At 71.4% G+C, this 13,527-nt stretch carries 14 protein-coding genes; 11 read left to right on the forward strand and 3 right to left on the reverse strand.

What is annotated here, in order from left to right:
* Positions 1-100: 100 nt before the first annotated feature.
* Positions 101-2,122, forward strand: coding sequence for an NB-ARC domain-containing protein (locus tag OHU74_RS04755; RefSeq protein ID WP_371614735.1), 2,022 nt, complete (start codon positions 101-103; stop codon positions 2,120-2,122).
* 146 nt (positions 2,123-2,268) lie between these two features.
* Here the strand turns inward: OHU74_RS04755 and OHU74_RS04760 are convergent, their stop codons facing one another.
* Positions 2,269-2,454, reverse strand: coding sequence for a DUF5999 family protein (locus OHU74_RS04760; protein ID WP_330295162.1), 186 nt, complete (start codon positions 2,452-2,454; stop codon positions 2,269-2,271).
* Positions 2,455-2,609: 155 nt separating this feature from the next.
* Here OHU74_RS04760 and OHU74_RS04765 point away from each other — a divergent pair, with 155 nt between their 5' ends.
* The gene (locus OHU74_RS04765; protein WP_371614736.1) at positions 2,610-3,044 is read left to right on the forward strand and encodes an SRPBCC family protein; all 435 of its coding nucleotides are present in this window, start codon (positions 2,610-2,612) and stop codon (positions 3,042-3,044) included.
* 73 nt (positions 3,045-3,117) lie between these two features.
* On the opposite strand, the gene OHU74_RS04770 is transcribed toward OHU74_RS04765, so the two are convergent.
* Positions 3,118-4,347: an acyl-CoA dehydrogenase family protein gene (locus OHU74_RS04770; protein ID WP_371614737.1), complete on the reverse strand. Its 1,230-nt coding sequence runs from the start codon at positions 4,345-4,347 to the stop codon at positions 3,118-3,120.
* Positions 4,348-4,545: 198 nt separating this feature from the next.
* Between OHU74_RS04770 and OHU74_RS04775 the strand changes: the two genes are divergently transcribed.
* Positions 4,546-5,190: a TetR family transcriptional regulator gene (locus OHU74_RS04775; RefSeq protein WP_371614738.1), complete on the forward strand. Its 645-nt coding sequence runs from the start codon at positions 4,546-4,548 to the stop codon at positions 5,188-5,190.
* 19 nt (positions 5,191-5,209) lie between these two features.
* On the opposite strand, the gene def is transcribed toward OHU74_RS04775, so the two are convergent.
* Positions 5,210-5,773 (reverse strand): peptide deformylase, encoded by a 564-nt coding sequence (def, locus tag OHU74_RS04780; protein ID WP_371614739.1) that lies wholly within the window; start codon positions 5,771-5,773, stop codon positions 5,210-5,212.
* A 123-nt stretch (positions 5,774-5,896) separates the two neighbouring features.
* On the opposite strand from def, the gene OHU74_RS04785 reads away from it, so the two are divergent.
* The 8 genes from OHU74_RS04785 (at position 5,897) to OHU74_RS04820 (ending at position 13,504) form a co-directional block, all read left to right on the forward strand.
* Positions 5,897-7,135, forward strand: a complete 1,239-nt coding sequence (locus OHU74_RS04785; protein WP_330295167.1) for a MurT ligase domain-containing protein — start codon at positions 5,897-5,899, stop codon at positions 7,133-7,135.
* A 19-nt stretch (positions 7,136-7,154) separates the two neighbouring features.
* Complete coding sequence (locus tag OHU74_RS04790) at positions 7,155-7,883, forward strand: type 1 glutamine amidotransferase (RefSeq protein WP_371614740.1); 729 nt, start codon at positions 7,155-7,157, stop codon at positions 7,881-7,883.
* A gap of 202 nt (positions 7,884-8,085) precedes the next feature.
* Positions 8,086-9,114 carry a 6-phosphofructokinase gene (locus OHU74_RS04795; protein WP_371614741.1) on the forward strand — a complete coding sequence of 343 codons (1,029 nt, stop codon included), beginning with the start codon at positions 8,086-8,088 and terminating at the stop codon, positions 9,112-9,114.
* Positions 9,115-9,237: 123 nt separating this feature from the next.
* Positions 9,238-10,167 (forward strand): cytochrome c oxidase assembly protein, encoded by a 930-nt coding sequence (locus tag OHU74_RS04800; RefSeq protein WP_371619568.1) that lies wholly within the window; start codon positions 9,238-9,240, stop codon positions 10,165-10,167.
* Positions 10,168-10,199: 32 nt separating this feature from the next.
* Positions 10,200-10,358, forward strand: a complete 159-nt coding sequence (locus OHU74_RS04805; protein WP_330295170.1) for a hypothetical protein — start codon at positions 10,200-10,202, stop codon at positions 10,356-10,358.
* 39 nt (positions 10,359-10,397) lie between these two features.
* Positions 10,398-11,174, forward strand: a complete 777-nt coding sequence (locus OHU74_RS04810) for a PTS sugar transporter subunit IIA (protein WP_371614742.1) — start codon at positions 10,398-10,400, stop codon at positions 11,172-11,174.
* 32 nt (positions 11,175-11,206) lie between these two features.
* Complete coding sequence (locus tag OHU74_RS04815; protein ID WP_371614743.1) at positions 11,207-12,745, forward strand: PTS ascorbate transporter subunit IIC; 1,539 nt, start codon at positions 11,207-11,209, stop codon at positions 12,743-12,745.
* Between the two features lie 48 nt (positions 12,746-12,793).
* Positions 12,794-13,504: a lysophospholipid acyltransferase family protein gene (locus OHU74_RS04820; RefSeq protein ID WP_330295171.1), complete on the forward strand. Its 711-nt coding sequence runs from the start codon at positions 12,794-12,796 to the stop codon at positions 13,502-13,504.
* Positions 13,505-13,527: the final 23 nt, after the last annotated feature.

A 13,527-nucleotide genomic window follows, 5' to 3' on the forward strand; every position in this document is an offset into this window, starting at 1 on the left:
AAAGAAGATCGCGCACAATACATGCGTGTTCGGTGAGTACTCGGTCAACAACAATCAGCCAGATCCCGCGGACGGCCCCGCTGAGCCAGACTCTGGCGCCGTGCCGGGAAACCTGCCGCCGGAGACGGCGAGCTTCGTGGGCCGCGAGCGTGAACTCGGCCTGCTCCACGGACTGCTGCGCGGGCAGAGGCTGGTCACGCTCACGGGCGTCGGCGGCGTCGGCAAGTCCAGGCTCGCGCTGCGCGCCGCCGCGAATGCCCGCCCGCACCGCCGTGACGGCGTCTGGTGGGTGGAGCTCTCGCCCCTGCGCGACCCCGAGTTGCTCACCGCCACCGTCGCGCACGCCCTCGGCCTCGCCCACCAGTCCCCGCGCCCGCTGGACGAGGAACTGTGCGCGTGGATGGCCGACAAGGAGCTGCTGCTCGTCCTCGACACCTGCGAGCACCTGGTGGCCGCCTGCCGCCACCTCGTCGGCGAACTCCTGCAGTCCGCCCCCGGGTTGACGGTGCTGATCACCTCCCGCGAACCGGTCGGCTCCTCCGGCGAGAAGGTGGTCGAGGTCAGTCCGCTGCCCTGCGACGGCCCCGACAGCGACGCCCTGGCCCTCTTCCGGGCCCGCGCCCTGGCCGCCACCCCTCAGGCCGCGGCCGCCTTCGCCGATCCGGAGGGGGCGGCCGTCGCCCTCGAGGTGTGCCGCCGCCTGGACGGGATCCCGCTCGCCCTCGAACTGGCCGGCGCCCGGATGCGGCTGTGGACCCTGGAGCAGATGGCGCAGCGCCTAGGCGTCCGCTTCGACCTGCTGTCCGACACCACCGCCGCCCGGCTCCCCCGGCACCAGACGATGCGGACCGCCATCGGCTGGAGCCACGAGCTGTGCGAGCCGGTGGAGCGGCTTCTGTGGGCCCGGCTCTCGGTCTTCACCGGGGACTTCGACGTGGCCGCGGCGCGGGCGGTCTGCTCGGGCGGTCCGCTGCCCGCGGGGCGCGTGGAGCGGGTGCTGTCGGGCCTGGTCGCGAAGTCGGTGGTGCGGATCACGCGGGAGCGGGGCGCGGGCGCCCGCTACCGGATGCTGGACACGATCCGCGAGTACGGCCAGGACTGGCTGGCGGAGCTCGGGGAGGTACGGACCCTCGCCGACCGGCACGCCCACTGGTACGCGGCGCTCTCGCAGGCCGCCGAGCGGGGCTGGCTGGGCCCCGGCCAGGTGGACTGGTACCGCAGGATGACCGCGGAGCACGCGCAGCTGCGTACCGCCCTGGAGCATCTGATCGGCTCGGATCCCGCGGCGGCCCTGGAGACCGCCGGAGCCCTGTGGTTCTTCTGGTTCTCCTGCGGGCATGTCCACGAGGGCCGGGGCTTCGTGGAACGGGCCCTGAGCGCGGCCCCGCCCACGGGAGCCGCGTACACCCAGGGCCTGTGGGCGCTGGGGCTGACGGCCCTGGTCCAGGGCGACCTGGAGACGGCCCGGCGGGTCGGCGAGGAGTGCGCCCGGGCGGCGGCCGCTCTGGCCGACCCGGAACCGGAGCTGCGCGCGGCCTATCTGCTCGCGGTCGCGGTGCTGATGCCGGGCGATCCGGTGCGGGCGCTCGCGCTGGCGGGTCCCCGGGCCCGCGCGGGCCACGGCGGCCGCACCAGCGGCCCGGGCTGGCTGCTGTGCCGGCTGGCCACCGCCTACGCCCTGTGCGACCTCGGGCGCTTCGAGGAGGCCATGCACGAGGCGGGAGGGCTGCGCGAGGCCTGTGCTGAGCTGGGCGAGCGCTGGCTGCGGGCGTACGCGGACTACGTCCTGGCCGTGGCGGCGCTGGGGCTCGGCCACCACGGGGAGGCGGCCCGGCACGTACGGGCGATGCTGTCGGGCAAGCGGCTGCTGGGCGACCGCTTCGGCATCGCGCTCGGCCTGGACCTGCTCGCGGCGGCGGTGGCGGCCATGGGCGACGGCGAACTGGCGGCGCGGCTGCTGGGCACGGGGCACGCGTGGTGGCGCACGGTCGGGCGGCCGCAGATGGGATCCCCCTCGCTGACGGCGCTGCGCGACGAGGGCGAGCGCCAGGCCAGGGCGGCGATCGGCGACGAGGCGTACGAGAACGCCTTCCTGGGTGGTGCTTCGGCGCCCACCGGCTGAGCTTGCGACCGGTGGACACCGCGTAATCCCGGGGCTCCCGTCAGTACGGGAGGGGTCTGCCCGACGGTGTGCGCAGATCCAGGTCTCGGGGGGCGGGCTTGGGGACGGGCTTGCGGATCAGCTGCTGGCGCATGCTGCCTCCTCGCTCAGACCAGGGCCGGGCGGCGGGGTTCCACCGTGCGGCCGTCGGGGAGCAGTTCACCGGTGTCGTCGAAGACCACGAGGCCGTTGCAGAGCAGATTCCAGCCTTGTTCGGGATGGAAGGCCACGGTGCGGGCTGCGTCGTGATCGGCGCTGTCGGCGGTCGGGCAGGGGGGCTGGTGGGAGCACATGGCGCACCTCCTCGCAGAGTGGGGCGGGAGGGCCGGTGGTCACCCGGTCGAATCCGCGATCCACGGTGGCGGTGAGTATTGCTGATCGCCACCCCTGGACGGAACCCATATTCGCCGTCCAGTTCAGGGTGTGTATGCCCGATTACCATGCGCTCATGCCCGTTATCCGGATCATTCACCGAACTCGTCTCGCACCCGCCGAGGCATGGCGGCGGCTGACCGACTGGGAACGCCACGGCGCACAGGTCCCGCTCACCCGGACGATCATCGAGACGGCGCCTCCCACGCACGTCGGAACGCGCTTCACGGCCCGCACGGGCGTGGGAAGCATCACGTTCGACGACCCGATGGAAGTGACCGTCTGGCAGCCGCCCGGGGACACCTCCGAGGGCCTGGTCCGCCTGGTCAAACGCGGCAGCGCGGTCACGGGCTGGGCGGAGATCGAAATCCGCCCCGCGCCCGGCGGCGGCTGCGAGGCCGAATGGCGCGAGGAGCTGCGCCTGCGCGCCCTCCCCCGCCTCTTCGACCCCCTGACGGCCGCCGCCGCCCGCTTCCTCTTCGGCCGCGCCCTGAGGGCCCTCCTGCGCTGACGGGGCGCCTGCGCCGGCAGGGCCCCGCTCGAGCCCCTTTCGAGCCGCCTTCGAGCCGCTTTCGAGCCCCGTGCTAGCGGATCGGCATGCCCGAGATCGTGCGCGCGATCACCAGCCGCTGGATCTCGCTGGTGCCCTCGAAGATGGTGTAGATAGCGCTGTCCCGGTGCATGCGCTCCACCGGGTACTCGCGGGTGAAGCCGTTGCCGCCCAGGATCTGGACCGCCTGCGCGGTGACCTTCTTGGAGACCTCGCTCGCGAACAGCTTCGACATCGAGCCCTCGGCCGAGGTGAACGGCTTGCCCGCGACCGCCATCCAGGAGGCGCGCCACACCAGCAGGCGGGCCGCGTCGATGGAGGTGCGCATGTCGGCGAGCTGGAAGGCCACGCCCTGGTTGTCGATGATCGGCCGGCCGAACTGCGTACGGGTCTTCGCGTAGTCGAGGGCGACCTCGTACGCGGCGCGCGCCGTGCCCACGGCCATGGCTCCGACGGCGGGGCGGGAGGCCTCGAAGGTGGCCATCGCGGCGTTCTTGACCCGCTCGCCGCCGCCCGCCCTGGCCCGCTCGTGGGCCCGCGCCAGGCGCTCGTCCAGCTTCTCCTTACCGCCGAGCAGGCAGGAGCCGGGGATCCGGCAGTCCTCCAGGACCACCTCGGCGGTGTGCGAGGCGCGGATCCCGTGCTTCTTGAACTTCTGGCCCTGGGAGAGCCCGGGGGTGTTCGGCGGCACGATGAAGGAGGCGTGACCCTTGGTGCCGAGCTCGGGGTCGACGACGGCCACGACGATGTGGACGTTGGCGATGCCGCCGTTGGTCGCCCAGGTCTTGGTGCCGTTGAGCACCCACTCGTCGGTGGCCTGGTCGTACACGGCGCGGGTGCGCATCGCGCCGACGTCGGAGCCGGCGTCCGGCTCGGAGGAGCAGAAGGCGGCGACCTTCACGTCGTCGGGGGTGCCGTACATCTGCGGGATCCAGGTGCCGATCTGCTCCTCGGTGCCGTTGGCGACGACGCCGATGGCGGCGAGCCCGGTACCGACGATGGACAGCGCGATGCCCGCGTCGCCCCAGAACAGCTCTTCCATGGCCATCGGGATGCCGAGGCCGGTGGGGTCGAAGAACTGCTGCGCGTAGAAGTCGAGCGAGTAGATGCCGACCTTCGCGGCTTCCTGGATGACGGGCCACGGAGTCTCTTCGCGCTCGTCCCATTCCGCGGCGGCGGGGCGCATCACGTCGGCGGCGAAGCCGTGGATCCAGTCCCGTACCTGCTTCTGGTCGTCGTTCAGCTCCATGGTGAACTCCGCCATGTCCCCTCCAGCTTTCGTATCGCGCTGCCGTACAAGCAGTTACCAACGGTAACCCCATCTGTCCGACCAGTCTGTTACCGGCCGGTAAGCACTGTCAAGCAGCAGCGATGGCGGACCGCCGATGAGATCGCCAGGGTGTGCGGGGTGTTACGTTGCGTGGGCGTCAGGACATCGCAAGGGCGGGGAGTGGAACACGTCATGGAGAGCACACAGCAGGCCGGCGAGCCGGGAACGGCCGAGCGCCGGCGGCGGGAACTGCTGGAGGCGGCCGACCGGGTCGTCCTCCGGGACGGGCCGAAGGCGTCCATGAACGCCATCGCCGCCGAGGCCGGCATCACCAAGCCGATCCTCTACCGGCACTTCGGCGACAAGGCGGGCCTCTACCAGGCCCTGGCCGTCCGGCACACGGACGCCCTGCTCGACTCGCTGCGCGCGGCGCTCGACGCCCCCGCCGAGCGGCGCAGCCGGGTCGAGGCCACCCTCGACACCTATCTCGCCGCCATCGAGGCCCGCCCGCAGGTCTACCGCTTCCTCATGCACCCGGCCGAGGACTCCCAGGCCGCCGAACGCGGCTTCGACGTGGGCCTGCACTCGGCCCCGCTGCTGCGGCGCCTCGGCGAGGAGCTGGCGCAGGTGATCGGCGAACGCGTGGACCTCGGCCCCGGCGGCGAGCGCCTGGCCCGGGTGTGGGGTCACGGGATCGTCGGCATGATGCACGCCGCGGGCGACTGGTGGCTCGGCGAGCGCCCGTGCGAGCGCGCGGAGCTCGTCACCGGCCTCACCGACCTCCTGTGGGGCCGCCTGGCCACGGCCGGCAACCGCGAGGACGGCCCGGGCTTCTGAGGGGCTCCCGCGGCCGGGATCACTCCCCCAGGACGTGCATCCCGGCGGCGCCCCAGTCCGTCTTGCGGATCTGCTTGCGCAGCTTGCGCGCCCGCAGCCCCGTAACCCGCTCCGCGTACACGCCACCGGCCAGGTGGTCGCACTCGTGCTGCAGGCACCGCGCGAAGAACCCGGTCCCGGAGATCCGCACGGCCGCCCCGTCCGAGGTGACCCCCTCGACGACGGCCTCGTCGAAGCGGACCGTGGACGCCTCCAGCCCGGGCAGGGACAGGCATCCCTCGGGCCCGGCGAACTCGCCCCCGTCGACCGAGACCAGCCGCGGGTTGACGATGTGCCCGACGTGGCGGACGTCCTCGTCGTCGGGGCAGTCGTAGACGAACACCCGCTGTCCGACGCCGATCTGGTTCGCGGCCAGGCCGACGCCCTGGGCCGCGTACATCGTGGCGAACATGTCCTCGATGAGCCGGTCGAGGGCCGGTCCGAATTCGGTGACCTCCGCGCAAGCGGAATGGAGCACCGGGTCGCCCAGCAGGCTCATGGTGCGGACGATGCCGGAGGTACCGGGGATGGGGCGTTGTCGCATGGCCGTAAGAGTACGACGGGCGACTATATGAGGAGATCTTCGGCGGACCGGGGGCGCCGCGGTCAGGGCGCGGGCAGGTCATGGATAGGCTGGGGGCGACCGACGCAAGGAGGACAAGGGACGATGGCAGGCAACACAGAGCCGCTTTCGCCGCGGGCCAAGCTGGCCGTGACGGCGGGCAAGGCCGCGGCGGCGGTGTCGCGGGCCGCGGGACGCGGAAGCGGATCGGTGATCGGAGGCAAGGTCGCGCTCAAGCTCGACCCCGATCTCCTCGGCGCGCTGGCGCAGCATCTCGACGTCGTCCTCGTCTCGGCGACGAACGGCAAGACCACGACGACCCGGCTGATCGCGGAGGCCCTGCGGGCCAGCGGGCCGGTCGTCTCCAACGCGCTGGGCGCGAACATGCCCGCGGGCATCACCTCCGCCCTGGCGGGCGGCTCGGACGCCCGTTACGGCGTCATCGAGGTGGACGAGAAGTACCTGGCCGGGGTGGCCCGGGACGTCACCCCCAAGGTGATCGCCCTGCTCAACCTCTCCCGCGACCAGCTGGACCGCGCGGCCGAGACCCGCATGCTCGCGGAGAAGTGGCGCGAGGGCCTCTCCGGCTCCAAGGCGGTCGTCATCGCGAACGCGGACGACCCGCTGATCGTGTGGGCGGCCTCGTCCTCGGCGAACGTGGTGTGGGTGGCCGCCGGCCAGGAGTGGAAGGACGACGCCTGGTCGTGCCCCTCCTGCGGTGGCGTCATGCAGCGTCCGGGCGACGACTGGTACTGCGGCGAGTGCGGCTTCCGGCGTCCCACCCCGAGCTGGGTGCTCTCCGGCGACCACGTGCTCGACCCGCACGGCAGCGCCTGGCCGATCAACCTGCAGCTGCCGGGCCGCGCCAACAAGGCGAACGCGGCCACCTCGGCCGCCGTGGCCGCCGTCTTCGGCGTCCCGCCGCAGGTGGCGCTGGAGCGGATGTACCAGGTGCAGGCCGTGGCCGGCCGCTACGACGTGGTGAGCTTCCAGGGACGCGAGCTGCGCCTGCTGCTCGCGAAGAACCCGGCCGGCTGGCTGGAGACCTTCTCCCTGATCGACCCGCCGCCGACCCCGGTGATCCTGTCGGTGAACGCCCGCGGCGCGGACGGCACCGACACCTCGTGGCTGTGGGACGTGGACTACCCGCGCCTGGCCGGGCACCCGATCTTCGTGATCGGCGACCGCAAGCTGGACCTCGCGGTCCGCCTCGAAGTCGCGGGCCTGGACTTCCGGGTGTGCGAGACCCTCGACGAGGCCGTGCAGCTGGCGCCGCCCGGACAGATCGAGCTGATCGCCAACTACACCGCCTTCCAGGACGTGCGCCGCCGCGTCGGCAACTAGTACCCATAAGGACAAGAGCATGAGCGACAACAGCCTGCGTCTGGTGTGGGTCTACCCCGACCTGCTCAGCACGTACGGAGACCAGGGCAACGCCCTCGTCGTGGAGCGCCGGGCCCGCCGGCGCGGACTGGACGTGCAGCGCGTGGACGTGCGCAGCGACCAGCCGATCCCCACCTCGGGCGACATCTACCTGATCGGCGGCGGCGAGGACCGGCCGCAGCGGCTGGCCGCGGAGCGTCTGCTGCGCGACGGCGGTCTGGAGCGTGCCGTCTCGAACGGGGCGATCGTCTTCTCCGTCTGCGCCGGCTACCAGATCCTGGGCCAGGAGTTCGTCAACGACGTCGGCGAGCGCCAGCAGGGCCTCGGCCTGCTCGACGTGGTGACCGTGCGCGGCGAGGGCGAGCGGTGCGTCGGCGACGTCCTGGCGGACATCGACCCGCGGCTCGGTCTGCCGCAGCTGACGGGCTTCGAGAACCACCAGGGCGTCACGCACCTGGGTCCGACCGCGAGGCCGTTCGCCCGGGTTTCGATGGGCCGGGGCAACGGCACCGGTGACGGCACCGAAGGCGCGTACAACGACACGGTGTTCGGCACCTACATGCACGGTCCCGTGATGGCCCGCAACCCGCAGATCGCGGACCTGCTGTTGAAGCTGGCCCTCGATGTGAACGCGCTGCCGCCCATCGACGACCGCTGGTACGAGGCCCTGCGCGCGGAGCGGATCGCGGCGGCCGCGCAGCCCGCGTAGCCTGCACGGCCCCCTGGCGACACCCCATGTTCGGCCCGGATTCCCCTGGTGGAGTCCGGGCCGACGTGCGTTCGTACGACTTGTCCGACCAGCATGTGGAGGATGGTTCAGTCCACCGGCGTTCCACTTGTAGGGTGCAGGGTAGTTCCAACCGGACGACGTGGTCCGGTCGTCGGCCCACGTTGCAAAGGTCCTTCCTGCCATGCGCATTGGTGTGCTCACTTCCGGAGGCGACTGCCCCGGGCTCAATGCCGTCATCCGCTCCGTCGTGCACCGCGCCGTCGTCGACCACGGGGACGAGGTCATCGGCTTCCGCGACGGCTGGCGCGGTCTGCTGGAGTGCGATTACCGCAAGCTCGACCTCGATGCCGTCAGCGGCATCCTGGCTCGGGGCGGAACGATTCTGGGCTCCTCCCGGGTCCAGCCCGCCCATCTGCGCGACGGCGTGGAGCGGGCCCGCGGCCACGTCGCGGACCTCGGTCTCGACGCCATCATCCCGATCGGCGGCGAGGGCACCCTCAAGGCCGCGAACCTGCTCTCCCAGGGCGGTCTGCCGATCGTCGGCGTCCCCAAGACCATCGACAACGACATCGCCTCCACCGACGTCACCTTCGGCTTCGACACCGCCGTCGGGGTCGCCACCGAGGCGCTGGACCGTCTGAAGACCACCGCCGAGTCCCACCAGCGCGTGATGGTCGTGGAGGTCATGGGCCGCCACACCGGCTGGATCGCCCTGCACTCGGGCATGGCGGCCGGCGCGCACGCGATCGTCGTGCCGGAGCGGCCCTTCGACATCGAGGAACTGACCGCGATCGTCGGCGAGCGCTTCTCGCAGGGCAAGCGGTTCGCGATCGTCGTGGTCGCCGAGGGCGCCAAGCCCGCCGACGGCAGCTCGATGGCGCTGGAGGAGGGCGGCACCGACATGTACGGGCACGAGCGGTTCGCCGGCATAGGCAACCGGCTCGCCGTGGAGCTGGAGGACCGCCTCGGCAAGGAGGCCCGCCCGGTCATCCTGGGCCACGTCCAGCGCGGCGGCACGCCCACCGCGTACGACCGGGTCCTGGCCACCCGCTTCGGCTGGCACGCGGTGGAGGCGGCGCACCGGGGCGAGTTCGGGATGCTGACGGCACTGCGCGGCACGGACATCGTGATGGTGCCGCTCGACGACGCCGTGCAGACCCTCAAGACGGTCCCGGCCGAGCGGTACGCCGAGGCGCAGAACGTTCTGTGATCTTTCCCCTCGCTTGACACCGCCCCCGGAGGATTTCCTGTCCGGGGGCGGCATTACTGTGGTGGGGCACCACAGGTCAAGGGAGTGAAGAGATTGAGTTACCTCGCGCACGCCGGCATGGACATGGATATGGACCTGCCGCCCTTCACCCTGGGGCGCGGGCTGGAGTTCTCCTTCGACGCCTTCTTCCTGATCGGCTCGCTGCTGGGCCTGGCCCTGTACGCGTGGGGCGTGGTGCGGCTGCTGCGGCGCGGGGACTCCTGGCCGGTCGGCCGGACGATCGCCTTCACCATCGGCGTGCTGACGGTGATGCTGATGATGTGCACCAAGCTGAACGACTACGGCATGGTCATGTTTAGCGTGCACATGGTCCAGCACATGGTGATCAGCATGCTCAGCCCGATCCTGCTGCTGCTCGGCGCCCCGATGACGCTGGCCCTGCGCGCGCTCCCGCCGGCCGCCCGCGGCCACAAGGGTCCGCGCGAGCTGCTGCTGATGCTCCTGCACAGCCGCTACATGAAGGTGATCACCCATCCGGTGTTCACCATCCCGCTGTTCATCGCGAGCCTCTACGGCCTGTACTTCACCCCGATCTTCGACTTCCTGATGGAGTCCAAGACCGGACACATCGCGATGATGGTGCACTTCCTCGCCGTCGGCCTCGTCTTCTTCTGGCCGATCATGGGCGTGGACCCGGGCCCGCACCGCCCCGGCTACGTGATGCGCATGCTGGAGCTGTTCGCCGGAATGCCCTTCCACGCCTTCTTCGGCATCGCGCTGATGATGGCGAGCCAGCCGATGGTCAAGACGTACGCGAACCCGCCGGCCTCGCTGGGCATCGACCCGCTCCTGGACCAGCAGTGGGGCGGCGGCATCGCCTGGGCCTTCAGCGAGATCCCCTCGGTGCTGGTGCTGATCGCGCTGGTCTACCAGTGGTACCACTCGGAGCAGCGGGCGGCGAAGCGCTCCGACCGGTCCGAGGACCGCAACGGCGATCAGGAGCTGGCGGCCTACAACTCATATCTCGCCTCGCTTCAGGCGCGTGGCCAGTAGCGGAGGACTGCCCTCAGGCGCCACCATGGGGCATGACCGGATCCGTGAAGGCGATGGCCGTGATGACCTTCGCCTCCCTGGTGGTAATCGCCACGTACTCGGTGGCCCTCGGCAGCAACGGCTGGCTGTGGTTCGGCTGGGTGGTGCTCGGGCTGCTGACCGCGGGAATGGCCGCCTCGCGCAGCGTGTGAGTGCGCGATGTCCCTCGCGCCTTCTGTGACGATCCTTCCATGGCGGAACTGAGCGAGCTCCTCCCCGTGGAAGCGATCCGGCTCGACCTGCCCGCGGGCGACTGGCGGGAGGCGATCGGCCTCGCCGGCTCCCTGCTGACCGCCACCGGGGCGGCCACCGAGGCCTACACGACCGAGATGATCGTGAACGTCGAGGAGAACGGCCCCTACATCGTCATCGCGCCGGGCCTGGCCTTCGCCCACGCCCGCCCCTCCCCCGCCGTGCTGCGCACCGGCATGTCCTGGGTGCGCCTCGCCCGCCCGGTGGAGTTCGGGCACGAAGCCAACGATCCCGTGGTCCAGGTGGTGGGTCTGGCCGCCGTGGACCCGAAGGCCCACACCTCCGCCATGGCGGCGCTGGCCGCGCTGCTGTCCGACCCGGCCGCCGCGGACGCCCTGCGGTCGGCGCGCAGCCCCGAGCAGGTGCACGCCCTGCTGGGCGCGAGGCCCCGTACCGCCCCGGCACCCGGAGGGTCGGCCGGCCGGTCCGGGCGGCACCGGCTGCTGACCGTGTGCGGAAACGGCGTCGGCACCTCCCTCTTCCTCAAGGGGACCCTGGAGCAGGTGCTGGAGCGCTGGCGGTGGACTCCGTACGTGGGCGTGGAGGCGACGGACACCATCTCGGCGAAGGGGCAGGCCGCGCAGGCCTCGGCGATCCTCACCTCGCGGGAGATCGCCCGGACGCTGGGTGACGTGGGGGTGCCGGTGATGGTGGTGGAGGACTTCACGAGCACGACCGAGGTCGACCGCGTCCTGCGCGATCTCTACGACGTCTGATCCCCCCAACCGATCCCCGGGAGCGGCACCGCATGGACCGGTTCGTCGTCGACGAGTTCCTCAGCCAGCCCGCCTATCTGATCGGCCTGATCACGGCCGCGGGTCTGCTCGTACTGCGCAAGCCGGCCGGACAGGTCGTCGGCGGGGCCATCAAGGCCACGCTGGGCTTCCTGCTGATCGGCGCGGGCGCCGGGCTCGTGGTGAGCGCGCTGGCGCCGCTCGGCACCATGATCCAGGGCTCCACCGGTGCGCACGGGGTGATCCCGACCAACGAGGCCATCGTCGGCATCGCGCAGGCCCAGTACGGGTCCCGGGTGGCCTGGCTGATGATCGTCGGCTTCGCGGTCAGTCTGCTGCTGGCCCGGTTCACGCCCCTGCGCTACGTGTTCCTCACCGGGCACCACATGCTGTTCATGGCCACCCTGCTGACCATGGTGATGGCGATCTCCGGACAGTCCTCCGGGACGGTGGTGGCGGCCGGCGGGGTGCTGCTGGGGATCATGCTGGTGGCGATGCCCGCCTTCGCGCACCCCTGGACGAAGCGGGTGACGGGCACGGACACGGTCGCCATCGGCCACTTCGGGACCGCCGGGTACATCCTGGCGGGGGTCACCGGGCAGGCCGTGGGGCGCAAGTCGCCGAGCACGGAGGAGATGAGGCTCCCGGAAGGGCTGCGGTTCCTGCGCGACTCCATGGTGGCCACCGCCCTGTCGATGATGGTGATCTACCTGGTGATGGCGGTCGTCTATCTGGTCAAGGCCGGCGAGACCATCGCCTTCCACGCCTTCGCCTCGGACACCCGCACCACGGCGACCGGCCTCGGCAACTACCTGATGATGTCGGTGATGCAGGGCCTGCAGTTCGGCATCGCGGTCGCCGTCATCCTCTTCGGCGTCCGGACCATCCTGGGAGAGCTGGTCCCGGCCTTCCAGGGGATCGCGCGGAAGGTGGTGCCGGGGGCGGTGCCCTCACTGGACGCACCGATCGTCTTCCCGTACGCCCAGAACGCGGTGCTGGTCGGCTTCATGTGCAGTTTCGCGGGCGGGCTCCTCAGCCTCGCCCTGATGACCTGGATCTTCAGTCCGGCCTTCGGGCTGACGCTGGTGCTGCCGGGCCTCGTGCCGCACTTCTTCACCGGAGGCGCGGCCGGGGTCTACGGGAACGCCACCGGCGGGCGGCGCGGCGCGGCCGTCGGGGCCTTCCTCAACGGGGTCCTGATCACCTTCCTGCCCGCGGTGCTGGTGAAGGTGCTGGGCGCCTTCGGCAAGGAGAACACCACCTTCGGCGACGCCGACTTCGGCTGGTTCGGCACCCTGATCGGATACGCCGGCCGGGCCGGCACCACCGGCGGCCTGGTCCTGGCCCTGGTGCTCGGGGCCGTGATCCTGGGCGGCGCGATCCTGTTCCAGAAGCGGGTGGTGGACACCGGCTGGGATCCCGGCGCCCACCGCGACCTGCTCTTCCCGCGCCCCGAGACCCCCGACACGGGCGGCCCGCTGCCCTCGGTCCACGGCAAGCTCAGCCCGCCCGCCGGAGCTCCGGCACCACCGCCCCCTGCGTCCCGCGGCTGACCGTCCGTAAGATGTGCGTGACAACGGGATGTCGACGGGAGCGGCCTGGTGTTCTACCACTTGCTCAAGCACGTGATCCTCGGGCCGCTGCTGCGGCTGCTGTTCCGGCCCAGGATCGAAGGACTGGAGAACATCCCCGAGGACGGGGCCGCGATCATCGCGGGCAACCACCTCTCCTTCTCCGACCACTTCCTGATGCCCGCGATCCTCAAGCGGCGCATCACCTTCCTCGCGAAGGCCGAGTACTTCACCGGCCCCGGCGTCAAGGGCCGGCTCACCGCGGCCTTCTTCCGCAGCGCCGGGCAGATCCCGGTGGACCGCTCCGGCAAGGACGCCGGGCAGGCCGCGCTGCGCGAGGGGCTCGGAGTGCTCTCCAAGGGCGAGTTGCTCGGCATCTACCCGGAGGGCACCCGCTCGCACGACGGGCGGCTCTACAAGGGCAAGGTGGGGGTGGCGGCGATGGCGCTGGGTGCCAAGGTGCCCGTCGTGCCGTGCGCGATGGTCGGCACCTTCGAGATCCAGCCTCCCGGGCAGAAGATCCCGAGCATCCGGCGGGTCACGATCCGCTTCGGCCGGCCGCTGGACTTCTCCCGGTACGAGGGGATGGAGGGTGAGCGGGCCGTACTGCGGGCCGTCACCGACGAGATCATCTACGAGATCCTCGAGCTGTCCGGCCAGGAGTACGTGGACCGGTACGCCGCCGAGGTCAAGGCCGAGGAAGAGGAAGCGCGGAAGAAGGCCCGGCGCAAGACGCGCTGAGCCTTCTCCCGCGCACAGGGAGC

Source organism: Streptomyces sp. NBC_00454, assembly GCF_041434015.1.
GTDB lineage: Bacteria > Actinomycetota > Actinomycetes > Streptomycetales > Streptomycetaceae > Streptomyces.

What these genes read in the sequence shown, in the direction of transcription:
- OHU74_RS04760 (WP_330295162.1), bottom strand. Translation starts at nt 2,454, where the DNA reads ATGTGCTCCCACCAGCCCCCCTGCCCGACCGCCGACAGCGCCGATCAC.
- OHU74_RS04765 (WP_371614736.1), top strand. Translation starts at nt 2,610, where the DNA reads ATGCCCGTTATCCGGATCATTCACCGAACTCGTCTCGCACCCGCCGAG.
- OHU74_RS04770 (WP_371614737.1), bottom strand. Translation starts at nt 4,347, where the DNA reads ATGGCGGAGTTCACCATGGAGCTGAACGACGACCAGAAGCAGGTACGG.
- OHU74_RS04775 (WP_371614738.1), top strand. Translation starts at nt 4,546, where the DNA reads ATGGAGAGCACACAGCAGGCCGGCGAGCCGGGAACGGCCGAGCGCCGG.
- def (WP_371614739.1), bottom strand. Translation starts at nt 5,773, where the DNA reads ATGCGACAACGCCCCATCCCCGGTACCTCCGGCATCGTCCGCACCATG.
- OHU74_RS04785 (WP_330295167.1), top strand. Translation starts at nt 5,897, where the DNA reads ATGGCAGGCAACACAGAGCCGCTTTCGCCGCGGGCCAAGCTGGCCGTG.
- OHU74_RS04790 (WP_371614740.1), top strand. Translation starts at nt 7,155, where the DNA reads ATGAGCGACAACAGCCTGCGTCTGGTGTGGGTCTACCCCGACCTGCTC.
- OHU74_RS04795 (WP_371614741.1), top strand. Translation starts at nt 8,086, where the DNA reads ATGCGCATTGGTGTGCTCACTTCCGGAGGCGACTGCCCCGGGCTCAAT.
- OHU74_RS04800 (WP_371619568.1), top strand. Translation starts at nt 9,238, where the DNA reads ATGGATATGGACCTGCCGCCCTTCACCCTGGGGCGCGGGCTGGAGTTC.
- OHU74_RS04805 (WP_330295170.1), top strand. Translation starts at nt 10,200, where the DNA reads ATGACCGGATCCGTGAAGGCGATGGCCGTGATGACCTTCGCCTCCCTG.
- OHU74_RS04810 (WP_371614742.1), top strand. Translation starts at nt 10,398, where the DNA reads ATGGCGGAACTGAGCGAGCTCCTCCCCGTGGAAGCGATCCGGCTCGAC.
- OHU74_RS04815 (WP_371614743.1), top strand. Translation starts at nt 11,207, where the DNA reads ATGGACCGGTTCGTCGTCGACGAGTTCCTCAGCCAGCCCGCCTATCTG.